Annotated in this window: 18 protein-coding genes and 1 pseudogene; 7 read left to right on the forward strand and 12 right to left on the reverse strand. The window is 72.5% G+C overall.

Going from position 1 to position 24340, the window contains the following annotated elements:
- Positions 1–10: 10 nt before the first annotated feature.
- Positions 11–2887 (reverse strand): nitrite reductase large subunit NirB, encoded by a 2877-nt coding sequence (gene nirB, locus ACZ4Z1_RS23620; RefSeq protein WP_468488588.1) that lies wholly within the window; start codon positions 2885–2887, stop codon positions 11–13.
- Positions 2888–3108: 221 nt separating this feature from the next.
- Here nirB and ACZ4Z1_RS23625 point away from each other — a divergent pair, with 221 nt between their 5' ends.
- The 4 genes from ACZ4Z1_RS23625 (at position 3109) to ACZ4Z1_RS23640 (ending at position 6177) form a co-directional block, all read left to right on the forward strand.
- Complete coding sequence (locus ACZ4Z1_RS23625) at positions 3109–3864, forward strand: sirohydrochlorin chelatase (RefSeq protein WP_468488589.1); 756 nt, start codon at positions 3109–3111, stop codon at positions 3862–3864.
- A gap of 114 nt (positions 3865–3978) precedes the next feature.
- Positions 3979–4290 (forward strand): hypothetical protein, encoded by a 312-nt coding sequence (locus tag ACZ4Z1_RS23630; protein ID WP_468488590.1) that lies wholly within the window; start codon positions 3979–3981, stop codon positions 4288–4290.
- A gap of 303 nt (positions 4291–4593) precedes the next feature.
- Positions 4594–5463, forward strand: a complete 870-nt coding sequence (locus tag ACZ4Z1_RS23635; RefSeq protein WP_468488591.1) for a universal stress protein — start codon at positions 4594–4596, stop codon at positions 5461–5463.
- 213 nt (positions 5464–5676) lie between these two features.
- On the forward strand, positions 5677–6177 hold the full coding sequence (locus ACZ4Z1_RS23640) for a pyridoxamine 5'-phosphate oxidase family protein (RefSeq protein ID WP_468488592.1): 501 nt from the start codon (positions 5677–5679) through the stop codon (positions 6175–6177).
- Positions 6178–6304: 127 nt separating this feature from the next.
- On the opposite strand, the pseudogene ACZ4Z1_RS23645 reads toward ACZ4Z1_RS23640, so the two are convergent.
- A pseudogene (locus ACZ4Z1_RS23645) lies at positions 6305–6541 on the reverse strand (NF041680 family putative transposase); the annotation flags it as partial.
- Between the two features lie 615 nt (positions 6542–7156).
- Positions 7157–8161, reverse strand: coding sequence for an ArsR/SmtB family transcription factor (locus tag ACZ4Z1_RS23650; protein WP_468488593.1), 1005 nt, complete (start codon positions 8159–8161; stop codon positions 7157–7159).
- 169 nt (positions 8162–8330) lie between these two features.
- Between ACZ4Z1_RS23650 and ACZ4Z1_RS23655 the strand changes: the two genes are divergently transcribed.
- Positions 8331–9509, forward strand: coding sequence for an MFS transporter (locus ACZ4Z1_RS23655; RefSeq protein WP_468488594.1), 1179 nt, complete (start codon positions 8331–8333; stop codon positions 9507–9509).
- 33 nt (positions 9510–9542) lie between these two features.
- On the opposite strand, the gene ACZ4Z1_RS23660 is transcribed toward ACZ4Z1_RS23655, so the two are convergent.
- The gene (locus tag ACZ4Z1_RS23660; protein WP_468488595.1) at positions 9543–11261 is read right to left on the reverse strand and encodes a sensor histidine kinase; all 1719 of its coding nucleotides are present in this window, start codon (positions 11259–11261) and stop codon (positions 9543–9545) included.
- Between the two features lie 265 nt (positions 11262–11526).
- On the opposite strand from ACZ4Z1_RS23660, the gene ACZ4Z1_RS23665 reads away from it, so the two are divergent.
- On the forward strand, positions 11527–12237 hold the full coding sequence (locus ACZ4Z1_RS23665; RefSeq protein WP_468488596.1) for a CBS domain-containing protein: 711 nt from the start codon (positions 11527–11529) through the stop codon (positions 12235–12237).
- 87 nt (positions 12238–12324) lie between these two features.
- On the opposite strand, the gene ACZ4Z1_RS23670 is transcribed toward ACZ4Z1_RS23665, so the two are convergent.
- The 8 genes from ACZ4Z1_RS23670 to ACZ4Z1_RS23705 form a co-directional block, all read right to left on the reverse strand.
- Positions 12325–13047, reverse strand: coding sequence for a response regulator (locus ACZ4Z1_RS23670; RefSeq protein ID WP_468488597.1), 723 nt, complete (start codon positions 13045–13047; stop codon positions 12325–12327).
- Between the two features lie 152 nt (positions 13048–13199).
- Positions 13200–13562 (reverse strand): respiratory nitrate reductase subunit gamma, encoded by a 363-nt coding sequence (locus ACZ4Z1_RS23675; RefSeq protein WP_468488598.1) that lies wholly within the window; start codon positions 13560–13562, stop codon positions 13200–13202.
- 121 nt (positions 13563–13683) lie between these two features.
- Entirely contained in the window at positions 13684–15189 is a 1506-nt protein-coding gene (gene hemG, locus ACZ4Z1_RS23680) for a protoporphyrinogen oxidase (RefSeq protein ID WP_468488599.1), read from the reverse strand.
- A gap of 103 nt (positions 15190–15292) precedes the next feature.
- Positions 15293–16537 (reverse strand): MFS transporter, encoded by a 1245-nt coding sequence (locus tag ACZ4Z1_RS23685; RefSeq protein ID WP_468488600.1) that lies wholly within the window; start codon positions 16535–16537, stop codon positions 15293–15295.
- A gap of 145 nt (positions 16538–16682) precedes the next feature.
- Entirely contained in the window at positions 16683–17471 is a 789-nt protein-coding gene (gene narI / locus ACZ4Z1_RS23690) for a respiratory nitrate reductase subunit gamma (RefSeq protein ID WP_468488601.1), read from the reverse strand.
- Positions 17468–18229 carry a nitrate reductase molybdenum cofactor assembly chaperone gene (gene narJ, locus ACZ4Z1_RS23695; RefSeq protein ID WP_468488602.1) on the reverse strand — a complete coding sequence of 254 codons (762 nt, stop codon included), beginning with the start codon at positions 18227–18229 and terminating at the stop codon, positions 17468–17470. The genes narI and narJ overlap by 4 nt, the downstream gene beginning before the upstream one ends.
- Positions 18226–19782 (reverse strand): nitrate reductase subunit beta, encoded by a 1557-nt coding sequence (narH, locus tag ACZ4Z1_RS23700; RefSeq protein WP_468488603.1) that lies wholly within the window; start codon positions 19780–19782, stop codon positions 18226–18228. The genes narJ and narH overlap by 4 nt, the downstream gene beginning before the upstream one ends.
- A gap of 1 nt (position 19783) precedes the next feature.
- A complete protein-coding gene (locus ACZ4Z1_RS23705) occupies positions 19784–23479 on the reverse strand; it encodes a nitrate reductase subunit alpha (RefSeq protein ID WP_468488604.1) in 3696 nt (1231 codons plus the stop codon).
- Between the two features lie 564 nt (positions 23480–24043).
- On the opposite strand from ACZ4Z1_RS23705, the gene ACZ4Z1_RS23710 reads away from it, so the two are divergent.
- On the forward strand, positions 24044–24325 hold the full coding sequence (locus ACZ4Z1_RS23710; protein WP_468488605.1) for a hypothetical protein: 282 nt from the start codon (positions 24044–24046) through the stop codon (positions 24323–24325).
- Positions 24326–24340: the final 15 nt, after the last annotated feature.

Consider the following 24340-nt stretch of genomic DNA (forward strand, 5'->3'; position numbering starts at 1 on the left):
CCCCCGCTGGTCAGAGCACCCGCACCGCCCGCACGGGCAGGTGCTGCTCGTCGTCGTCCAGGCAGGCGCCGGTGCGCAGGTCGAAGCGCTGCTTGTACATGGGCGAGGTCACCACCGGCACCCCGTCGACCGCCCCGTAGATGCCGCGGGAGATGACATCGGCCCGGGAGACGGGGTCGGTGTCGGAGACGGCGAAGACCTCGCCGTCCGGCGAGCGGAAGAGCGCGACCGGTTCTCCCCCGTCGCCGACGCGGACCGGCACACCGCGCCCCGGTTCGAGTTCCGCCAGCAGGCAGACCGACTGCCAGCCGCCCTCGTCCGTACGGACCTGGACGTGCCCGGGGACGGCCGGGCCGGCGGGGGCGGGGAAGGAACTGGTGAAGCGGCGCAGTTTGGCCGGGTCCTCCAGGACGGCCCGCCACTCGTCGCGGTAGGCGTTCACGTGCCGCTGCATCTGGGATTCCAGTTCGTCGGCCAGTCCCAGGGAGTCGTGCAGGATCACGTCCCGGACGTGGTCGACACCGCCGTCGATGCGTTCCAGCCAGGCCGCGGTGCGTTCCAGGCGGTCCGCGGTGCGGATGTAGAACATCAGGAAGCGGTCGATGACCCGGATCAGTTCCTCGTCGCTCAGGTCCTGGGCCAGGAGGTCCGCGTGGCGGGGTGTGACGCCGCCGTTGCCGCCCACATAGAGATTCCAGCCCTTCGCGGTGGCGATGACGCCGACGTCCTTGCTCTGCGCCTCGGCGCATTCGCGGACGCAGCCGGAGGCGGCCAGCTTCAGTTTGTGCGGGGCCCGCAGTCCGCGGTAGCGCAGTTCCAGCTCCACGGCCATGCCGACGGAATCGCGCTGCCCGAAACGGCACCAGCGGGAGCCGGCGCAGGATTTCGCGGTGCGCAGGGACTTGCCGTACGCGTGGCCCGATTCGAGACCGGCGTCGACCAGCCTGCGCCAGATCTCCGGGAGCTGGTCCACGGTGGCCCCGAACAGGTCGATGCGCTGACCGCCGGTGAGCTTGGTGTAGAGGCCGAATTCGCGGGCGATCTCGCCGAGCACGACGAGGTGGTCCGGGCTGATCTCGCCGGCCGGCAGGCGGGGCACCACGGAGTAGGTGCCGTCCTTCTGGAGGTTGGCGAGGAAGAGGTCGTTGGTGTCCTGCAGCGCGGCCTGCTCGCCGTCCAGGATGTGGTGCAGTCCCAGATCCGGGCCGAGGGTGGCGAGGAGTGAGGCGACGGTCGGGCGGCAGACCGCGCAGCCGTGCGGCGGCTTGCCGTCCGGGCCGGGAACGCCGTACTCCCGTGCCAGGCGCGAGAAGCTGTCGATGCCGGTCACCCGGATGATCTCGTACAGCTCCCGGCGGGTCCGCATGAAGTCCGGGCACAGCCCGCCGGGCCCCGTCTCGACGCCGTCGGCCGCCAGTTGCGCTTCCATGACCGACGTCACGGCGCCGACACAGCCGCCGCACTGGGTGCCGGCGCCGGTGGACTTCTTCACCGCGGCCAGGTCGTGCGCACCGCCCCGGACGGCGTCGCGCAGCGCCTTCTTGGTGACACCGTTGCACGAGCAGATCACCGCGTCGTCGGGCAGCACCGCGGTGGTGTCCACCGGGCCCGTCTCGTCGGCGGGCAGCAGGAAGGAGGCGGCGGGGCCGGGCAGCTGGGCTCCCACGAGGGGGCGCAGGGTGCCGTACGCGTCCGCGTCCCCGACCAGGATGCCGCCCATCAGCTTCCCGTCCGGGCCGAGCACCAGCTTCTTGTAGACCCCGGAACCGGAGTCGGCCCAGAGCACCGAGTCGCCGGCGTCCGGGGCGAAGGGGTCGCCGAAGGAGGCGACGTCCGCGCCCAGCAGCTTGAGTTTGGTGGAGGTGTCGGCGCCGGTGAAGCTGCCTTCCCCGCCGGTCAGGGTGTCCGCCAGGGCTTCCGCCATCCGGTAGCCGGGCGCGACGAGCCCGTACACCTTGCCGTCGGCGGCACGGGCGCACTCACCGAGCGCGTAGACCTCCGGCGCGGAGGTGCGGCAGCGGGTGTCGATGACGATTCCGCCGCGGTCCGCGACGTCGAGGTCGGCCGTCCTGGCGAGTTCGTCGCGGGGCCGGACGCCCACGGAGAAGACGATGAGGTCGGCCTGGACGCTTCCGCCGTCGGACAGCGACAGGCCGCGCACCCGTCCGTCCGCGCCGGTCCACACCTCGGTGATCGCCGTGTCCGTGTGCACATGCACACCCATCGCCTCGACGGTGCGGGCCAGGACGTCGGCGCCGCCCGTGTCCACCTGACCGGGCATCAGCCGGGGCGCGGCCTCCACCACGCTGGTCTCCAGGCCGAGTGAGCACAGGGCACCCACCGCCTCCAGGCCCAGCAGCCCGCCGCCGACGACGGCCGCGGTACGGGCACCGCGCGCCGCCTCCCGGATGGCGCGGACGTCCTCGACGGTGCGGTAGACGAAGCATCCGGGCGCGTCCCGGCCGGGCACCGGGGGGATGAAGGCGTACGAGCCGGTGGCCAGCACCAGCGCGTCGTAGTGCCACGCCGCGCCCCTGCGCGTGGTCACCGTACGGGTGGCGGTGTCGACGGCGGTGGCGGGGTCACCGAGGCGCAGCGTGATGTCGTGCTGTTCGAAGAAGTCGGGTTCGGCGAGGTTCAGTTCTTCCGGGGTGGTGCCGGTGAACAGCGAGGACAGGTGGACGCGGTCGTAGGCGCGGCGCTCTTCCTCGGCGAGGACCACGACGCGCCACCGCCTGCCGTCGCCCATGCCGTCCGGGCTTCCGGCTCCGCCTGTGCCGTCCGGGCCGGCCAGCGCGTCCCGTACGGCCAGCTCTTCCAGCAGCCGTTGGCCGACCATGCCGTGACCGACGAGAACCAGGGTGGGCCGGTCGGTGGATGACACCATGAGAGCACTCCTGCCAGCTGCTTGGCGACGGGACGCGTATTTCCGTTTTTCACGACTGCCGCCCGGAGCCCGCGCCTTCTCAGACCGCAGCGCTTTCAGGCTATGCCCGCCCCGCGCCTGCACCCCGCGCCGAACGGCCTCTTGATCGGGGCCGGTCGTCCTTGGGCAACCGGGACCAGCAGTGCCTTATCGCGGCGACAGGACGCCATTAGCGTGACCGCATGGCCTCCCTTTCCCCTGTATTGATTGCTGCCGCACACGGCAGTCGCGAGGCCCGGGCACAAACGGAGACGAACCGGTTGCTGGCGCGAGTGCGCGCATTGCGTCCCGCTCTGCGGGTGGAAACCGCGTTCTTCGACATTCACCGCCCCACGGTCGACGAAGCCGTGGCCGCCCTGAAAGGCGCACCCGCGATTGTGGTGCCCCTGTTGCTGGGAGCGGGCTTTCATTTCACCGTGGACCTTCCCGCACTGCTCGGGCCCGCGCGCGCCGCGAAACCGCTGGCGCCGCACCCGCTGCTGACCGAAGCCCTCGTGCACCGTCTCCAGGAGGCCGAGTCGCACGCCGGTTCCCCGGCGGACGCCGTCGTCCTGGCCGCCGCGGGCTCACGGCGGCCGGGTGGCAACGACAGCTGTCACGCCGCTGCCCGGGCCCTGAGCACCAGCCTGTACGCCCGGCGAGGCGGCCCCGTTCCGGTACGTCCGGCCCTGCTGTGCGGCGGCCCGGAGGAGGACCGGACCGTGGCCCGTACGGCACAGGACCTGAGGGCCGAGGGCCGTACCCGTATCGCGGTCCTCCCCTACCTGATGGCCACCGGCCGCTTCTCCGACCGCCTCGCCGTGGAGACCGACCGGGCGGGGTGCATGTGCGCCGCCCGCCCGCTCGGGGCCCAGGCCGCCCTGGCCCGCCTTGTTCTCGCCCGGTTCGACGAATGCGCCCGGCTTTCCACGGCGGAGAATGGTGCTGTTGCCCGGTGATGCTCTTGCCCGGTGATCCGATGAGGCCTACCGGACGTGTCGCACAAAGCCGAGCGTCGTTGACTGCGTAACGGTCCTGTCCGGCCGTTCAGCCGTCTCAGAAAAGGATGAACGATGCGTGTCTTCCGTCCAGTCGTCGTAGCCCTCGCGGGGCTCACCTTCGCCGCGACCCTCTCCACGGGCGAGGCATCCGCCGCGAAGGGGTCATTCATCTGGCTGGGGCCGAAGGGCAAGTCGTACGTTGTCGACAACCCGCCGAACGGCCGGTGCTTGACAATGGGACAGCATGCGCGCGGCGCCCACAACGCGACGAAGACGCCGGCCGTCCTCTATTCCGGAAGGAAGTGCAAGGGGCGGGCCACCCCGCTCGCGCCGGGGAAGCAGGCACCGCGCAACGCGGCCTTCTCCAGCGTGCGCTTCGGCTGACGAAGCGTCGGCTCGCACACCGCCGTCAGGCCGGCCCCCTCGAAAGTTCCGCGCGCCGACGCCGTCTCCGACCCGGTGGGGGCCGGTGACCCGCAAGTGGCGGGCGGGGGGGCCAGGACTTGGTGCAGCCGAAGTCGGCGTTGATCCCGGCCCGGAGGCCGAAGGCTCCTCGGTGGGTGGCGGGCCAGGTGCCGGAAGGCCGTTGGTCCCCCGGCGCGGGACCTTGGGGCCGTCCCCACGGTGCCCGTCGTGCCCGGAGAGTGGGGATCGGACGTACTCCCGTTCCTGCCTCAGGAGGCTCGTATGCCCGGGATCATCACCGTCGGCCTGGACGGAACCGATCACAGCCTCGCCGCGGCCGACTGGGCAGCCGCCGAGGCCGTACGCCGCGGAGCGCGCCTGCGGCTGGTGCACGCGTGGATATGGCGTCCCTTGGACGTACCGGTCGCGGCGGACGAGGAGGTGCAGCGCCGCTGGGCCGCGGACGTGCTGCGGGAGGCCGCGGACCGGGTGGCCGAGAACTTCCCCGAGCTGCCCGTCACCCGGGAGATCCTGGCGGCCGAGACCATTGCGGCCCTGCTCACCGAGGCCGCCGCGGCAGACCTGCTGGTCCTGGGCTCACGCGGGCACGGCACGCTGGTCGGCTACCTGCTCGGCTCCGTGGGCCTGCAGGTGCTGCGGCAGACGGCCACCCCCGTGGTCCTCGTGCGCGGCCCGCGTCCCGACGAGGCGGGGCAGCCGCGGGACGAAGTGGTGGTAGGGGTGCAGGACGCTCTGGAGAGCGACCCGGTCCTGGAATTCGCCTTCGCGGCGGCCGCGGCCCAGGGGGCGAGCCTGCGGGCGGTACGGGCCTGGAACATCCCGCCGGTACTGGTGTGGGGCGGCGAAGCCATGCGGGCGGCCGACGACGCCGGCGGCCTGGAGCCGCTGGAGCGCAAACGGCTGGCCGACGTCGTACGGCCGTGGCGGGAACGCTTCCCCCAGGTGGAGGTCGTCGAACACGTCGAGATGGGCGGCGCGGGGCAGGTCCTGCTGGCCGGCAGCGCCCGCGCCCGCCTCCTGGTCGTGGGCCGCCGCAGCCCGGGCCGCCACGACCTGAGGAAGATCGGCGCGGTGGCGCACGCGGCGCTGCACCACGCGCCGTGCCCGGTGGCCGTGGTGCCCCACCCGTAAAGCCTGCGCACCCGCACGCATCCCGGCCGGACGCGCGGACCCCCGACACAGCAGACACAGCAGACACAGCAGACACGACAGCAGACACGGACTTCGACGACACGGCCCTCATCAGGGTCCGTTCGGCCCTGTCCCCGGAAGTCTGCCTCGGAGAGGCTGGCAGTCAGGCAACGAGTGCCCGGACGAGCGCCGCCGGAGCAGAGAGTGTGCAGCATGAACCACGAAGACGCACAGCAGGTCGAGGAACGCCGTGAGCCGGTGGCTCCCCGGGAGATGCAGCAGCTGCCCCGGGCCGAAGCGCTGCGGCTGCTGGGCAGCGTCCCGCTCGGCCGGCTCGTGTTCACCCAGAACGCCCTGCCCGCCATCCGCCCCGTCAACCATCTCCTCGACGGGGAGGACATCGTCGTCCGGCTCAACGACGGGGCGACCCTCACCTCGATCGCGCCGCCCGCGGGCGAGGCGGGCCTCGTGGTCGCGTACGAGGCCGACGCCATCGATCCGCTCACCCACCTGGGCTGGAGCGTCATCGTCACCGGATACGCCCGGCTGGTGGCCGAACCGGCACAGGTGGCCCGCTACGAGGACCTGCTGCGGCCCTGGGTGGCGCAGACCACGAACGGCGTCCTGCGCATCCAGCCGGACCTGGTCACCGGTTTCCGGCTGGTGGCGCAGCCCGCGGTCGTGGTGTGCGCCGCGGGCGGCGAGGGGCGGTGAGGTCTCGGTTCCCGGTGGCTCCCGGTGGCTCCCGGCGACTTTCATGAGCCTCTTCTGAAGGCTGGTCGGGGTCTTGTCGCACCGAATGGCGAGGCCGCGTCACTGGTCCAAGCGGTTGATGCACCCGCTCAAGATCGAAACTGCGGAGATGGCCTTGCCACCAGCGGTCCACCTCGGCGGCTGTGGCGCCGGTGCGGGAGGACCACAACCACACCGGCGGCGCGTCCCGTTCTTTCGACAGGTGCTCGACCTCCAGCCGGATCGAAGTGCCCTCGGTGGCAGGCGGTTCGCCGGAGTGGTCGAGCCAGGCCGGGCGGTGGGTCGGGTCAGCCGGGTGCACCCGGTCCCACGCCTGGGCCTCGGACGAGAACTCACGCATCACACGGAACACGATCGCGCGAGGACCACCCCGACTACCGCAGCCTGCGGCAATTTGCCCCAAGTCGGAACCTGTTCGAGGTGGTGGCACCATGTACGGCATGACGATCAACCGAAAGATCCATGCCGCGTAAACGGCCAGGACGCATCCGGGCCGACCTCCCGCGTCGGCGCCGGACACAGGGCACCACCACGGTCATAAAGGGTCTCTCCTCGCGAGCACTGGCTGAGACAGGCCGCCTTGAGCGCACCCGGAACCACCTGGAACCGGGAGACGTCGGCAAGGCCGTACGCCTGTGGAAGAACTACGTCCACCGCCCGAAGCGAGAGCTGTGGCACGACTTCGACCATCTCCGGCACGACGACAAGTGGTCCGACCTTCACTGGCACTGCTGTGGAAACCCGCTCGAAGCCCGAGAACTCCTCGGCATCGTGCTGCAAGCCCTGCCCCATCACGGAGCCCGAGAGCTCCGAAAGGCCATCAGCAGGCTCGACGCCTTCTGGACCTTGCCCTCACTCCCCTCAGTGACAGACGAGAGATGAAGAACAGGCTCAACGGTTCCGGCGACGGGTGGGGCCCGTACTCGGTTGCCGCCGTCCCTCACCGGTCCTGTGCCGGCGCTCCGGCGGCGGCCGTGAGCCGGTCGCCGAGGGCGCTTCTCCGGTACAGCACATGCCGTCCGTCGCGTGTCCTGGTGACCAGTCCGGTGGCGTGCAGGACGCGCAGGTGCTGGGAGACAGCGCTCGAGGTGACCCTGAGGCGGCGGGCGAGTTCCACGGTCGGCAACGGCTCTTCGAGGAGGCTGAGCAGTCTCGCCCGGGCGGCGCCGAGCAGGGATGCCAGGGCGGCCGTATCGACGGCCGGTACCTCCGGGCTCCACAGCGTGGCCACGCCCCGGCTGGGATAGACCAGGCTCGGCGCCTCGTCCGGGCTGACGGGAGGCGCGGGCTTGTGGGCGAACACGGACGGGAGGAGCAGCAGTCCCCGCCCGGACACCGCGACCCGGTGCCGACTGATCATCTTGTGGACGTGCAGCTCGCCGTCCTGCCAGCGCAGGTTCGGGTGCATGTCGGCGAAGAGCAGCCGGGCGCCTCCCAGGGCGAGCTGACGGGCGCGGTAGGTCATGTCGGCTTCCAGCACCAGTCGCATCTGCGGCCACAGCGACTCGATGGCCACCTTCCAGTACTGCCGCAGGAGATCGCAGAGAGCATCGCGGAGTCCGGCGACAGGTGCGTCGTCGGTTCGGGTGGCGTCGCGAAGAGCCTCGGGAAGAGGGTCGGGGTCGTGCGCGAGCAGCAGGTCGTGGCGGACCCTGGCGGGAGGCACCTGGCGGACGACGGAGAGTTCTTCGTGGAAGGCCGGCGCGAAGCTCGTGGGATTCGGTGTCAGGAAGTCGGGGAGAGTACGCCGCTGCGCGACCAGGGACATCAGCAGACCGGTGTCGAGCGCGCCCAGCTTGCCGAGTACGGACCTGCGCCAGGGCAGGTGCAGCGCGGACAGGCCCGGATCCTGCAGCACCCGCAGGCTGAACAGGGTCTCGTGCAGGGGCGACAGGGCGAAACGGGTGTCCGCGAGGTCCTCTACACCGAGCACAAAACTGATCATTAAGCCATACGCTACATCGATTGGCGTTGCGGCGTCGATGCCGTGGAATTCCGCGCATGGCACTCACAACTCAAGGGCGCAGTAGAGCGTTTGATGCCGGGACGGCGTGCGGCACCGGCGCAGCGGCGGTCGTAGGGACCACCTCCCCGTCAGGCCGGTGGACCGGAGAATGAACCGCCGAACGCTCCTGATCATGGCTGTCACTTGTGCCGTGGCGGTCGGCAACATCTACTTCCCGCAGGCCATCGGTCCGCTTGTCGCCACCGGGCTGCACGTGTCACCCGATGCGGCCGCTGTGGTGGTGACCGCCACCCAGATCGGCTACACGGCCGGGATGGTCCTGCTCGTACCGCTCGGTGACCGGCTGCCGCACCGCTCCTTCCTCGTCGCCCTGCTCGCCCTGACGGGCCTGGCGCTGCTCGCCGCCGGTTGCGCACCGGCTCTGCCGCCCCTCATCGCCGCCGGCACCCTCGTCGGTCTGACCACGGTGGGCGCGCAGATCGTCGGCCCCCTGGCGGCCGGTCTCGTGGGCGCCGACCGCCGAGGAGCGGTCCTCGGCACCCTGCTGAGCGGATCGACCGGCGGCATGCTGCTGGCCCGGACCTTCAGCGGGACGCTCGGCGAGTGGCTGGGCTGGAGGGCCCCCTATCTGGTCGCCGCGGTCCTGGCGCTGCTCCTCGCCACCGTCCTGGCGTTCGCGGTGCCGAGGACGACCCCGTCGTCCCGCCGGCGGTACACAGTCCTCCTGTCCGAGCCGCTGCGCCTGCTACGCGCCGAACCGGACCTGCGCCGCTCGCGCTTCTACCAGGCAAGCGTCTTCGCCGGCTTCTCCGCGGTCTGGACCTGTCTGGCGCTCCTGCTCGCCGGGCCCGCCTACGGGCTGGGCGCCCAGGCGGTGGGATTGATCGCTCTGGTCGGCGCGGCCACCATGCTCTGCACCCCGCTCGCCGGCCGCCTGGTGGACCGTCACGGCCCCGACCCGGTGAACCTCGTCTGCCTGCTCGGCGTTCTCGCCTCGGCCGCCGTCCTCGCCGCCGGCGCCCGGGGCGGCGCGCCCGGCCTGGCCGCCCTCGTCCTCGGCACACTGCTCCTCGACATCACGATGCAGTCCGGTATGGTCGCCAACCAGGTCCGCGTCTACGCCGTACGCGCCGACGCCCGCAGCAGGCTCAACACCGCCCACATGACCTGCGCCTACCTGGGCGGCAGCGCGGGTTCCTGGCTCGGCGTACGCGTATGGAGCCAGGCCTGCTGGCGAGGAGTGTGCGCACTCGTCGCCCTGCTCACCGCACTCGCCCTGGCCCGCCACCTTCTGGCACTGCGCACCGCGAAGGCACTCCAGGGGTGAGCTCTTCAGGACGAGGGTGCGGTCGGCTGTCCGTCACGTCTTCGCGGACAGCGGAGCGCGCCACACCACCTGGCTTCCGCCGCCGGTGGGTGTGCGGATCTCCATCGTGCCGTTCACCCTGTCCGCGCGTTCGGCCAGGTTGCCCAGGCCGCTGCGCCGGCCGGTGGCCGGGATGCCTCTGCCGTTGTCCGTCACGGTCAGTACGACCTCGTCGCCGGTGGCCTGGAGGGCCACCTCGACCCGGGTCGCGTGGGCGTGCCGGGCCGCGTTGCTCAGGAGTTCGGTGAGGGCCGCCACGACGTGGTCGGCGACCTGGGCCGGTACGTCCGTGTCCAGGAGGCCCTCCATGCTCAGGCGGGGCGGGAAGCCCAGCGCCGTGCCGGCCTCCCCCACGGCACGCGCCACGCGGGCCCGCAGGCTCGGTCCGTTGTCCTCCTCCCTGATCCGGAGACCGAAGATCGTCGAGCGGATGATCTTGATGGTCTCGTCCAGGTCGCCCACCGCCCGGGTGACCCGCTCCGCCGCGCCGGCGTGCTCGACCAGCCGGGCGGCGCTCTGCAGCGTCATGCCGGTGGCGAACAGCCGCTGGATGGCCAGGTCGTGCAGGTCGCGGGCGATACGGTCGCGGTCCTCCAGCAGAGCGAGCTGTTCGGCATCGCGCCGGCGCTCGGCGAGTTCCAGGGCGAGGGCCGCCTGCCCGGCGAACGCGTGCAGCGGTTCCAGCTCCCCTTCGGTGAACACCGCCTCGCCCTCGGCGCGCGCCAGCAGGAGCACACCCCGGGCGCTGCCGCCCTCGCTGTCCAACGGCACGGCCACCGCGGGCCCCAGGCCGTCGAACCGCCAGGGTTCTGCGGCGTAACGGTCGTCGCCGGCCAGGCCGGTCGTGGTGACCGGTCCCCCCGCGGTGAGGGCGGCGCCGGACAGCGTGCCGTCGACCGGTACCACCAGCCCGCGGCGCTTCTCGCCGTGCCCGCCGAGCGCCAGCTCGACGACCAGGTCGCCGGTGTCGCGCATGGGGACACAGACGTCCGCGAGCCGGGCCCGGGTGATCTCCTGCGCCCGGCGGGCGATCAGCTCCAGGACCTCCAGGCGCGGCATGCCGGAGAACAGGCTGTTGGTGATCTCCGCGCCCGCCTTCAGCCAGCGCTGCTGGCGCTGGGACCCCTCGTAGAGCCGGGCGTTGTCGATCGCCACGCCGGCGGCGACCGACAGGGTGGCGATGACCGACTCGTCCTCCGCGTCGAAGTCGTGCCCGCCGCGCTTGTCGGTGAGGTAGAGGTTGCCGAAGACCTCGTCGCGCACCCGGATCGGCACGCCCAGGAAGGTGCGCATCGGCGGGTGGTGGGCGGGAAATCCGTAGGACGACGGGTGGGCGCCGAGGTCGGTGAGCCGCAACGGTTCGGGGTTGCGGATCAGTTCGCCCAGCAGGCCGTGGCCGGCCGGCAGCGGCCCGATCGCAGCGACTTCCTCGGGGGTGAGGCCGACGGTGAGGAACTGCGAGAGCCGCTTGCCGTCCGGGCCGATCACGCCCAGTGCCGCGTACTCCGCGTCGACCAGCAGCGCGGCGGCTTCGACGATGCGCCGGAGCACTTGGGGCAGGGCCAGTTCCCGCCCCACCGAGACCACGGCCTCCAGGAGGCTGTGCACCCGGTCCCGGGTGCCGCGCGCGGCGTCGATGCGTGCCTGCAGTTCCTCCAGCAACTCGTCCAGTCGCATCTGCGGCATCCGCGACAACGGCTCCTGCGTGCCCACCGGTCCTCCTTCTTCGGTCGCCCGCCGTACCTGGTCAGCGTATCTCTGTTCGATCAGCGGGTTCGGACCGCCGGGGCCGCCCGCGCCCGTCCGTACCGTGCGCGTGCCGTGCCGGAGAGGTGCCGTACCGGGGGCGAGTGGCCCTCGTACGAAGGCGGATGGACCCTGCTCGCCGGCCCCGCCCTCGGCAAGACTTGATCGGCGGGGAGAAAGCGGGCGGCCCGGAGGCCGGGCCCGTGAGGCACCGACGGAGGGAGGTATCGCCGTGCAGAACCACACCGTGGCCGAGGTGATGACGTGGGAGGTCGTACAGGCCCGCCCGGACACCCCGGCCAGGGAGCTGGCCCGGCTGCTCGACGTCCACCGGATCAGCGGCCTGCCGGTGGTGGACGGTGACGGCAAGGTCATGGGGGTCGTGTCCCGGACGGACCTGCCGGCGCCCCCCGGCGGCCGGACGGTCGGCAGGCCGGCTGCCGCCGGCCTGCCGCGTCCGGTAAGGCACCGTCCGGCCGGCACCGGCAGGCGTGCCGCCTGCGCTACGACCGCGGGCGAGGTGATGACGACACCGGCGGTCACCGTGCACCCGGAGCACCGCGTCGTTGACGCCGCGCGCATCATGCAGCGCCGGCACGTCGACCGGCTGCCCGTCGTGGACGAGGAGGACCGCCTCATCGGCATCACCACCCGCCGCGACCTGCTGCGGGTCTTCCTGCGGCCGGACGAGCAGATCCGCGCGGAGGTGGTCGGCGAGGTGCTGGGCCGCGCCCTGGAGGTGCCGCCGGACGAGGTGCGGGTCTCGGTACGGGACGGCCTGGTGACCCTGGTGGGGACGCTCGTGCACGAGGAGGACATCCCGGCCGCGATCGGCCTGACCTGGCGGGTGGACGGTGTGGTGGGCGTGGTCAGCCGCCTGGTCCCGCGCGCGGGCGAAGGGAGCGCACCGCACGGCGAGTCCTTACGGCGTACGTGGGAGTGACGGGCCGGCCCGGCCGCGCCCGGCGCCACGCCGTACGGCCGGGGAGCCGGGCCTCGTCGGGTCACGCGCCGGGCGCCGATGGCCGCTTCAGCGCGGCGTCGCGGAGGCCGGGCCCGTGCGGGGGTCTTGGCCGGCCGCGAGCGCCTGGGCGGCGATGACCGCGGCCTGGACCCGGCGTTCCACGCCGAGCTTGGCCAGCAGGCGGGAGATGTTGTTCTTGACCGTCTTCTCCGCGAGGAAGAGCCGCTTGCCGATCTCCCGGTTGGTCAGCCCCTCGCCCACCAGCACCAGGATCTCCCGCTCCCGGTCGCTCAGCCCCGGCAGGCCGGCCGGCTGCGGTTCCTCGCGCCGGTGCTCGCCCCGCAGCCGGGCCATGACGCGGGCAGTGGCACCGGCGTCGAGCAGCGACTGGCCCGAGGCGACCGTCCGTACGGCGTTGACCAGGTCGGTACCGGTGATCTGCTTGAGCACGTAACCGGCCGCCCCGGCCATGATCGCATCCAGCAGCGCCTCCTCGTCGTCGAACGAGGTCAGCATCAGACACACCAGGTCCGGCATGCGTGAGCGCAGCTCGCGGCAGACGCTCACCCCGTCGCCGTCGGGCAGCCTGACATCCAGGATCGCCACCCGCGGGCGGAGGGCGGGGACGCGCACCAGCGCCTGCTCGGCGGTGTTCGCCTCCCCCACCACGGTCAGATCCGGTTCGGCGTCCAGGAGGTCGTGCACGCCGCGGCGTACCACCTCGTGGTCGTCGAGCAGGAAGACGCTGACCGGTGCCTGCGTCCGGGCGTCGGCCGGGTTTTCCGTCATCACACAGCTCCGATGTTCCTGATCCGGCCCGCCCCCACAGGCGGCGCCAGGTGCAGCCTGCCGCACGCCAGGGCCGAAGAGCCAGGGCCGGACGGCCCTTCTTCGCGCCGCATCCGGACAGCGGTCCGGGCCGGATGCCCGCGCGACCACGATCACCGGGTGCGCCCCCCGGCCGGGGAGGGCAAGCGCCCAGACGCGCGTCGCGGCTGCGGTGGACGGCGTACGGGCGGGTGAGGTATCCCAGCGGCGCGGTGAGCATGGGGGACGAGCCGGGTGAACGGCCAGACCGCGAACAGGGCCGGCGCGCTGAGCGCGTGGAGCTGGTACAGCAGCGGCACGCCGCTCATCAGCGCCGGATCGGGCCGCAAGGAGAGGACCGGCCGGAACCAGGGGGAGAGCGTGGTGCGGTAGTCGTATCCCGCGCCGGCGATGTTGGCGTCCACCGTCGCGGCCGGGCCCTCGGCCGGCGTGCCGTCCGTGCCGGGGTGCTGCTCCGGCCGGGTTCCGGTACTCACCGCGCCGCTCCGCTTCCGGGCACGCAGGCCCGTTCGTATCGTGATCGGTTCATCGCGAACGGCTCTGGAGCGCTGTCCACGCGAATGACGGGCACCTCATCAGCAGCGGAGCGCCTGCCGGTCAGCGAGGGCGAGCGCTGAGCGCCGTCGTGATCGCCTCGGCCGCCCGCCGGCCGCCCTCGACGCAGCCGGTGATGCCGACACCGTCGTACGCGGCTCCGCAGACCGCCAGCGTGCCGAGCCCTTCGACGTGCTCCAGCACGCGGGCCGCCCGGGCGACGTGGCTGACGGTGTACTGCGGCAGGCCGGTGGCCCAGCGGGTGACGGCCGTGTCGCACGGAACGGCCGCCAGGCCGGTCGCCTCGTGCAGCTCGGCGCGCGAACGGGCCACCATTTCCTCGTCGTCGAGGCGCAGGGCGGTGTCCTCCCCGTACCGGCCGACCGATGTGCGCACCACGGCCTTGTCCGGTGCGCCCTGCCACGCCCACTTGTTGCTGAGGAACGTGGACGCCTTGATGAGGCGGCCGTCCACCGGAGGGACCAGGAAGCCGCTGCCCCGCAGGCCGTCCGGCAGGTCCGCCCGGTCGTAGACCAGGGTGACCAGGGCCGTGTCCGCGTACTCGACGGTGCGCAGTGCGGCGGCCGCGGCCGGCACCTCGTCGGCCAGCAGCCGCGCGGCAGCGGGCGCCGGCACGGCGAGCACGACCGCGTCCGCTTCGAGCCGCTGTTCGCCACCGGCGTCCCGTGCCGTCAGCCGCCATCCGTGCGCGGTACGGCGCAGCGTACGGGCCGCGGTGGCGGTACGGATGTCCACGCCCGCGGACCGGCAGGCCCGGGCGACGGCCAGGGGCAGGCGTCCCAGGCCGCCCCGTACGCTCCGGAACGGGGGCAGGGCGACGCGGCGGCTCGGTGACCGGGGTCCTGCATCGCCGGGCTCCGGTTCGCGCATGCGGCGGATGCCGTCGAGCAGGGACCGCTCCTCGCGGGCGACGGGGAGCAGGTGCGGCAGGGCGGCGCGCAGGGAGATGCGGTCGGCGTGCCCCGCGTACACGCCGCCGAGCAGGGGTTCCACGAGGCGGTCGACCACTTCTCGGCCCAGCCGGGCAGCCACGTACCGGCCTACGGCGATGTCGTCGCCGACTTCCGTGCGCGGAAGGCACGGTTCCTGGCGGGCGCGCGCAAGGCCGTCGGGGGACAGCACCCCGCAAGCGGCCAGGGCTTCGAGGTCCGTGGGAATGCCCATCATGTGCCCCTGGGGCAGGGGGCGCAGCGCGCCTCGGGTCCACAGGGAAGCCTCCGTCGTGACCGGTGGCTCCAGCTCGTCCTCCAGCCCCGCTTCCCGGGCCAGTTCCACGGCGGACGGCTGCCGGACGAAGACCGCCTCGGCCCCCAGGTCCACGGGGACACCGCCCACCTCCGCGCTCAGGAGTTTGCCGCCGAGCCGGCCGGCGGACTCCAGCAGCGTCACCCGGCCCCCGCACCCGGTGCCGCCGGCCGCGCCGCTGAGGCGGGCGGCCGCGGCCAGTCCGGCGATGCCGCCGCCGACCACCACGACGTGCGGCCGCGTCTCCTCCGGGCCAGGCGGTGTGGAGGCGGGCCGGGGGTGCGGGACGACGGATGCGTTCATCGGGGTGCACTGCCTTTCTGAGAGTGTTTCAGGGGTTCCGCGTGGGGCCGCCGGAGGTTGACCGGCCCGGTTCCGCCGACGAGGTGGCGTGGCGTCGGCCCGCTCACGCGGTGCCGGCCTGGGCGGCGGCCCGCCGGACGCGGGTGACGGCGAACGCCAGGGCGACGGCCGAGACCAGGGCCAGCAGGAGCAGGCCCAGGGCGTAGCTCCCCGAGGCGCTGAGGATCCCGCCCATGACCAGCGGGGGGATGAATCCGCCCAGGCCGCCTGCGGCTCCGACCACGCCGGTGACCGAGCCGACTTTGCTCGCCGGTGCCAGGAGGGCCACCAGGGCGAAGGTGGCGCCGCTGCCCGCGCCGAGCGCGGCGGCCATGGCCAGGAAGGCGAGGGTGCCCAGCGGGGCGAGCGGCGGGGTCGTCGACTGTACGGCGGCGCCCACGACGACGATGGCCAGGGTTGCGGTGAGGATGCGGGCCGAGCCGATCCGGTCCGACAGCCAGCCGCCGACCGGGCGCATGGCCACCGCCAGCAGGACGAAGCCGGCCATCCGGTCGGCGGCGTCGGCCTGGCCCAGTCCGTAACCGGTCTTCAGGTAGGTCGGCAGGTAGACCGAGAAGGCGACATAGCCGCCGAACGTCACGGCGTACAGGGCGGATGCCTGCCAGGTGACGGGCAGGCCTACGGTGTCGGCCAGGCGGCGGGCCAGCGGTTCGCCCGGCACGGTGCGGCCGGGCGCGTCCCGCAGCAGTACGGCGGCCAGCAGGGCGTAGACCGCGAGCGCCGCCGCGGTGATCAGGAACGGGTTGGCCATGCCGTGCGCGTCGACCAGCTTGACGGTGGTCAGCGCGCTGACGGCGGTGCCGCCCATGCCGGCGCCGAAGACGCCGATCGCCAGCCCGCGCCGCTCCGGCGGGAACCAGCCGCTGACGAACGGCACACCGACGGCGAAGGCCGTGCCCCCGATGCCCAGGAAGAATCCGCCGACCAGCAGGGCGGCCAGCGAGGAGTGCCCGAACAGGCCCAGGTAGAGCACGGGCACGATCGTCGCGGCGGACACCAGCGGGAACATCACCCGGCCGCCGAACCGGTCGGTCAGCGCCCCCACCGGGATCCGTCCCAGCGACCCCACCACGACCGGCACGGCCACCAGCAGGGACTGCTCGAACGAGCTGAGCGCCAGGGTCTCCTTGAAGCGCGGCCCCAGCGGGCTCAGCAGCGCCCACGCCCAGAAGTTGACGGCGAATCCCAGCGTGGCCAGCGTGAGCATCAGCCAGGGGCGGCCGGCCGGGGAGGTACGGCCTGCTGCCTTCGCTGGTGCGGCGCCGACGGTTTCCTCAAGCGGGCACATCGTGTACCTCTCGTTCGCGTCGTTCCGGAAGCCGCCCGGGTGCGGGACCCGCGTCCCGCGGCCGTCACGCGGCTCCCGTCTTTCAGGTTCATCGGACCCGCCCACCCGAGGACGGGCCATTCGCCCCGCGCGTGCGGAGCCGGGGCTACCGGGGCGCCCGGGACCCGATCAGGTCGCGCCGGTCGCGAGCGGGGGCGGCGGGGTGCCTGCCGGACGCCGGAGCGGCTGTCTTGCGCCGGTAGACCAGGTACGGGCGGCGCAGGTAGCCGACGGGGGCGCTCCACACGTGGACGAGGCGGGTGAAGGGCCAGGCCGCGAAGAGCAGGCACGCGGTCAGGGCGTGCAGCTGGAACAGCAGGGGCGCGCCGGAGACGGCCTCGGGCTGCGGTTGCAGCAGGAACAGTCCGCGGAACCAGACCGATACGGTGGCGCGGTAGTCGTACCCGCCGCCGGCGATGTTGTGGACGACGGTGGCGGCGATGCCCAGCAGCACGGTCGCGGCCAGCAGCGGGAAGAGCAATTTGTCGCTGGGGCTGGTCCGGGTGCGGATGCGCGGGGCGAGCAGGCGCCGGGCGCTGAGCATGCCCAGGCCCACCACCATGGCCGCGCCGGCCACGGAGCCGAGGGCGACCGCCATGGTGTGGTATGCGTGCTCGCCGATGCCCACCGCCGTGGTCCAGGAGGCGGGGACGGCCAGGCCCACGACGTGTCCGGCGATCACGGCGAACGCGCCGAAGTGGAACAGCGGGCTGCCCCAGCGCAGCCAGCGGTGTTCCAGCAGTTGGCTGGTGCGGCTGGTCCAGCCGAACTGGTCCTTGCGGTAGCGCCAGACGTGCCCGACGACGAAGACGGCCAGGCAGGCGTAGGGGATGGCGACCCACAGCAGCAGGCCGGTGCCGTTCGTCGCGGTGAGGGGGCTGCTGGAGGCGCTCATCGGCGGGTCTCCGAATCCATGGGGCCGGTCAGAGGGGGCATCAGGGTCGGCCGGGCCGGCGGGGGCGGTACGAACGTGCCGGGCGGGGCGAAGCCGTTGCCGCTGTACGGATCGAGGCCGACGTCCTCGGCGGGCGGTCCTTCGGCTGCCAGCCTGGCCACCGCCTCCAGGTCGGCGGTGCCGGCGGGCGGAAGCAGGGACAGCAGCGCCGACAGCGGTCCGGCGTACGGGGACCCCACGTCCGACAGGGCGTGGTGGATGAGTTGCAGGCCGCGCCGGTGCCGGCGCAGCGGCGCTTCTCCGGTGCGCGGCCCGGCCAGTGCGGCGAATTCCAGGACGACGGGCAGGTGGTCGGGGAGTTCGCCGCTGTCGGCGCTCCAGCCGGCGGCCCGGTAGGTCTGGGCGAGGGTGAGCAGGGCCATGCCCCGCCGGCGGGTGTCGCCGTGCAGGTAGTACGTGAGGTAGAGGCTGCTTTTACGGCGCAGGTCGAAGACCTCTACGTAGTGGCTCTCCAGCGCCTCGGCCGGCTGGTCCGCGAACCAGGCGGTGAAGGAGGCCAGTTCCTCGGCGGCGGGCGAGGGCGGCAGCGCGTTCACGGCTGCGGTCAACGCGGGCCGCTCGGCCGCCAGTTCCGCGTCCGGATACTGCAACAGGAGCGACAGCAGCCGAAGTACGAACCCGCGCTCTGCGGTGTCTTCGGGGCCGGGACGTGCGCGGCGCCCGGCCGCCGGGCGGATGCGGGCGCGCAGGGCGCTCATACGGTCTCTCCTGCCGGGTTGCCTGAGACGGCGGTCCGGCGCCGCAGGGCGGGAAGGCCGAGCATGACCTTGCGGCCCGAGCCCGTGCCGGACGGGCTGTCGCCGGTGCTCTCCACGGGGCAGCGGTCCTCCATCGCGCTGAGTGCGGCGGCGTCCTCCCGGTGCGCGGCGGGGACGACGTACCGGTCGGTGTACTTGGCGACGGCCAGCAGCCGGTGCAGGTCCTCGGCCTGCGCGGACGTGAGACCGACGGCCTTGAGGGCGCTCTCGTCGGCCTGCTCGCCGAGGGTGCGCTGCCGCATGTGGCTGCGCAGCGCGGTCAGTTTCATCAGCACCCCGGCGACGACATCGGTGTCTCCGGCAGCGAAGAGGTTGGCCAGGTAGTCCAGCGGGATGCGCAGGCGGGTGACGGCGGCGAAGACGTGGTCGGGGTCCTCGGCGTTGCCGCCCGCCTCGCCGACGGCGTCCAGGACCGGGGACAGCGGCGGCACGTACCAGACCATGGGCAGGGTGCGGTACTCCGGGTGCAGCGGCAGGGCCACCTGATACTCGCTGATCAGGGCGTGTACGGGTGAGCGGCGCGCGGCGTCGATCCAGTCCTCGGGGATGCCGGACACCCGGGCGGCCGCGCGGACCTCGGGGTCGGCGGGGTCGAGGAAGACACTGCGCTGGGCGTCGAGCAGATCCTGCTCGTCCGGTACGGCGGCGGCCTCGCCTACGCGGTCGGCGTCGTAGAGGACCAGGCCGAGGTAGCGCAGGCGGCCGACGCAGGTCTCGGAACAGACGGTGGGCTGTCCGGCTTCGATGCGCGGGAAGCAGAAGGTGCACTTCTCGGCCTTGCCGGTGGCATGGTTGACGTAGACCTTCTTGTACGGGCAGGCGGTGACGCACATCCGCCAGCCGCGGCAGCGGTCCTGGTCGACCAGGACGATGCCGTCCTCGGCCCGCTTGTACATCGCCCCGGACGGGCAGGCGGAGAGGCAGGCCGGATTGAGGCAGTGTTCGCACAGCCGCGGCAGGTGGAACAGGAAGGTCTGCTCGAACTCGAACTTCACCCGCTGGGCCAGGCTCCCGCTCAGGTTGGGGTCGCCGGCCGCCGTCTCGGCCGCGCCGCCCAGGCCGTCCTCCCAGTTGGCGCCCCAGGTGATGGAGGTGGGCCTGCCGGTGAGCACCGAGCGGGGGCGGGCGACGGGCACGTCCTGGCCTGCGGGGGCGCTGACGAGGTTGTCGTAGTCGTAGGTGACCGGTTCGTAGTAGTCCTCGATGGCCGGCAGGTCCGGGTTGGAGAACAGGGAGGCCAGGCGCTTGAGGCGGCCGCCGGAGCGCAGTACGAGGCGCCCGCGCCGGTCCAGTTCCCAGCCGCCCTTCCACTGCCGCTGGTCCTCGTAGCGGCGCGGATAGCCGACGCCGGGTTTGGTCTCGACGTTGTTGAACCAGGCGTACTCCACGCCGGTGCGGTTGGTCCACGTCTGCTTGCAGGTGACCGAGCAGGTGTGGCAGCCGATGCACTTGTCGAGGTTCATCACCATCGCCACTTGGGCCATGACGCGCATGTCAGTACTCCACATCCTGGCCGCGGCGGCGGATGACGGTGACCTCGTCGCGCTGGTTGCCGGTGGGGCCGTAGTAATTGAAGGCGTAGGTGAACTGGGCGTAGCCGCCGGCCAGATGTGACGGCTTGAGCAGCAGCCGGGTCAGGGAGTTGTGCATCCCGCCGCGCTTGCCGCTGATTTCGGTCTTCGGGACGTTCACGGTCCGGTCCTTGGCGTGGTACATATACACCGTGCCCTCGGGCATCCGGTGGGTGACCACCGCGCGGGCCGCGACGACGCCGTTGCGGTTGTACGCCTCGATCCACTCGTTGTCCTTGACGCCGATCTTTCCGGCGTCGGCGGTGCTCATCCAGATGACCGGCCCGCCGCGGGAGAGGGCGAGCATGTAGGCGTTGTCCTGGTACTCGGAGTGGATGGACCACTTGGAGTGCGGGGTGAGGTAGCGGACCGTGACCTCGGCGCGGCCGTCCTCGCCCAGGTGCTCGTTCCCGTAGTGCCGGGCGGCGTTCAACGGGGGCCGGAAGACCGGCAGTTGCTCGCCGAGTTCGGTCATCCAGTCGTGGTCGACGAAGAAGTGCTGACGGCCGGTGAGGGTGTGCCAGGGCTTGCGGTGCTCGACGTTGATGACGAACGGGGAGTAGCGGCGGCCGCCGGTCTCGCTGCCGGACCACTCGTAGGACGTGATCACCGAGCGGGGCTGGACGCGGGTGTCGGCGAAGGTGATCCGCTCCGCCTCCCGCTCGGCCGACAGGTGCGCCAGGCCGGTGCCGGTCCGTTCCTCCAGTGCCTTGAAGCCCTCGGTGGCCAGGCGCCCGTTGGTGGTGCCGGACAGGGCGAGGATCGCCTCGCACATGTCCGTCGCGGTGGCCAGCGAGGGGCGCCCGTCCGCCGCGCCGCCGCGCCGGACCCCGTTCGTCCGCCGCAGCCGCTCCAGCTCCTGGTCGGGGTGGACGGTGACGCCTTTGGTGGTGGTCCCGAGCCGGTCGAGGAGAGGGCCGACGGCGCGCATCTTGTCCGCCACCGCCGCGTAGTCCCGCTCGACGGTCACCAGCTTGGGCATGGTGCGTCCGGGGACCGGCGCGCACTCGCCGGCCTTCCAGTCGGCGACGATGCCGCCGGGCTGGGCCAGTTCGTCGGGGGTGTCGTGCTGGAGGGGTACGGCCAGGACGTCCGTACGGGTGCCGAGGTGGTCCTCGGCCAGTTCGCTGAAGCGGTCGGCGATGGTCAGGAAGGCGTCGTAGTCGGTCCGTGCCTGCCAGGGCGGCGCGATGGCCGGGGTGAAGGCATGGACGAAGGGGTGCATGTCGGTGCTGGACAGGTCGTCCTTCTCGTACCAGGTGGCGGCCGGCAGCACCACATCGGCGAACAGGCCGGTCGAGGTCATACGGAAGTCCATGGCGACGAGCAGGTCGAGCTTGCCCTCGGGGGCCTCCTCGTGCCAGGCGACGTCCCGGGGCCGCTTGCCGGGCGGTGTCTCTTCGGAGCGGACGGCCGCGTCGGTGCCCAGGAGGTGGCGCAGGAAGTACTCGTTGCCCTTGCCGGAGGAGCCCAGCAGGTTGGCCCGCCACACGGTCAGGACGCGCGGGAAGTTGGCCGGGTCGTCCGGGTCCTCGGCGGCGAAGCGCAGCGCGCCGGACGTCAGCCCCTCCACGATGTGCTCGGCCACCGGGCGGCCCGCGGCGGCCGCCTCGTCGGCCAGGTCCAGCGGGTTGCGGTTGAAGCCGGGGTGTCCTGGGGTCCAGCCCATGCGGACGGCCTGGGCCAGACAGTCGGCGGTGGCGCGCCCGGCGAACCGCCCCTCGCCCAGCGGGGAGGCCAGTTCGTCCGGGCCGAAGGCCTCGTAGCGCCACTGGTCGGTGGCCAGGTACCAGTAGGAGGTGCCGGCCATGTGGCGGGTGGGCCGCTGCCAGTCGAAGGCGAACGCGAGGTGCTGGAGGCCGGTGACCGGGCGGACCTTCTCCTGGCCGACGTAATGGGCCCAGCCGCCGCCGTTGACGCCCTGGCAGCCCGTCATGGTGGTCAGGGCCAGGAAGGCGCGGTAGATGGTGTCGGAGTGGAACCAGTGGTTGGTGCCGGCCCCCATGGCGATCATGGAGCGGCCCTCGGTGCGCTCGGCGTTGCGCGCGAACTCCCGCGCGATACGGGCCGCCTGCGCGGCGGGGACCGAGGTGACGGTCTCCTGCCAGGCCGGGGTGTACGGCTGGGAGGCGTCCTCGTACGAGGCCGGCCACGTACCGGGCAGTCCGGGACGGCGCACGCCGTACTGGGCCAGCATCAGGTCGAAGACGGTGGTCACCCGCCGGCCGCCGATCCGGCGGACCGGGATGCCGCGCACCATCACGTCGCCGCCCTCGGTGGCGCCCTCGTCGAAGCGCGGCAGCGCCACGGCGGCGGTCTCCTCCGCCCCCTCCAGCAGACTCAACTCCGGCTCGGTGTCGCCCAGTTCCAGGTTCCAGCGCCCCTTGCCCTCCTCGCCCCACCGGAAGCCGAGCGACCCGTTGGGTACCACCGGGTCGCCGTTGCCACGGTCCACCAGGACGGTCTTGAACCGCGCGTTCTCATCGGTGTCGCCGAGGTCGGCCGCGGTCAGGAAGCGGTCCGGCACCAGATCACCGTCCCGCTCCCGCAGCGTCACCAGGAACGGCGCGTCGGTGAACCGGCGCAGATAGTCCTCGAAGTAGGGCGTGGCGCGGTCCACGAGGAACTCGCGCAGGATGACGTGGCCCATCGCCATCGCCAGGGCGCCGTCCGTCCCCGGGTGCGGGGCCAGCCACTCGTCGGCGTGCTTGACGTTGTCGGCGTAGTCGGGGCTGACGGCGACGACCTTGGTGCCGTTGTAGCGGGTCTCGGTCAGGAAGTGGGCGTCCGGGGTCCGGGTGACCGGGATGTTGGACCCCCACATGATCAGGTACCCGGCGTTCCACCAGTCGGCGGCCTCCGGTACGTCCGTCTGGTCGCCGAAGACCTGCGGCGAGGCGACGGGCAGGTCCGCGTACCAGTCGTAGAAGGACAGCAGCGTGCCACCGATCAGTGACATGAACCGCGCGCCGGCGGCGAAGGACGCCATCGACATCGCAGGAATCGGGGAGAACCCGGCCACCCGATCCGGACCGTAGGTCTTGACGGTGTGCACCTGGGCGGCGGCGACCAGCTCGGCCACCTCGTCCCAGTCGGCGCGCACCAGCCCGCCCTTGCCCCTGGCCTTCTTGTACGAGCGGGCCTTGGCCGGATCACCGGTGATCTCCGCCCAGGCGGCCACCGGATCGCCGAGCCGACGGCGCGCCTCCCGCCACATCTTCAGCAGCGTGCCGCGGACGTACGGGTAGCGGACCCGGCTGGGCGAGTAGGTGTACCAGGAGAACGACGCGCCGCGCGGGCAGCCCCGCGGCTCGTACTCGGGGCAGTCGGAACCGATCGACGGGTAGTCGGTGGCCTGGTGTTCCCAGGTGATGATCCCGTCCTTGACGTAGACCATCCAGGAGCAGGACCCGGTGCAGTTGACGCCGTGGGTGGAGCGTACGACCTTGTCGTGGGCCCAGCGGTCGCGGTAGAAACCCTCCCACCGGGGATCCCCCGTGCCGAACACGGCACGCCCGTCCTCGCTCACCTCGTGGCGGTTGAGCAGCCGCCGGCCGGCCAGCGGCCAGCCGCGTTCGTCATCAGCCGCCGTCGGGCCGCTGATCTGTTCGTTCTCCATGAATCCGAACGTTAAATCGCCCTCGTACGGGGAACGGTGGGCGAAGTGTCCCGCAGCGCCGGGCCACAGGGCCCCGAATGTTTTCGGCCACGCGGGACCAACGACCCGCCGCCAGGGCCGTACGCCCCCGGCGGGCGCCACCTCGACCGCATGCTGAAGGAGACCGAATCGGAGGCACCTCTCATGCGCGACCACACCCGGCGGCCGGCCGGCAGCCCCGTTCTGTTCCCCCTCCCCTCCTCCCTCCCCCGGTGACCGGCGCCCCCCGGTCCGCCGGCAGCACCAGGCGGTGGCGGACAAGCCGTTCATCGTCATCTGGGAATCGACCCGCGCCTGCCCCTGGCCTGTCTGCACTGCCGGGCGACCGCGGTCCCCGGCCGAGACCCCCACGAGCTGGACCCCCGGGCCGCCAAGGGCCTGATCGACCAGGTCGCCGACTTCGGCCGGCCCGCTCCGCTGTTCGTCATCACCGGAGGCGACCCCTTCCAGCGCTCCGATCTGCTGGAACTGATCGTTTACGGCACGTGTACGGGGGTAAAGGCCACCGTCTCCCCCTCCGGCACCGTGCACCCCAGCGGCTTCCTCCCGCTGTCCGCGGGCAACGTCCGCACCCGCCCGCTCACGCGGATCTACCGCGAGTCGGACCTCTTCACCGGTCTTCGCGACGCAGACCGCCTGGGCGGCCGGTGCGGCCGGTGCGGCCGGTGCGAGTTCCGCCACGTGTGCGGCGGCTCGCGCTCCCGCGCTCACGCCGTCACCGGCGACCCGTACGCCGAGGAGCCGTGGTGCGGGTATGCACCCGGGTCGTTCCCCTACCAGGAGGAACTGGCGGACGTGCTGCCGTAGCGGATGACCGGTTCG

This window comes from Streptomyces sp. NPDC030165 (genome assembly GCF_055573595.1).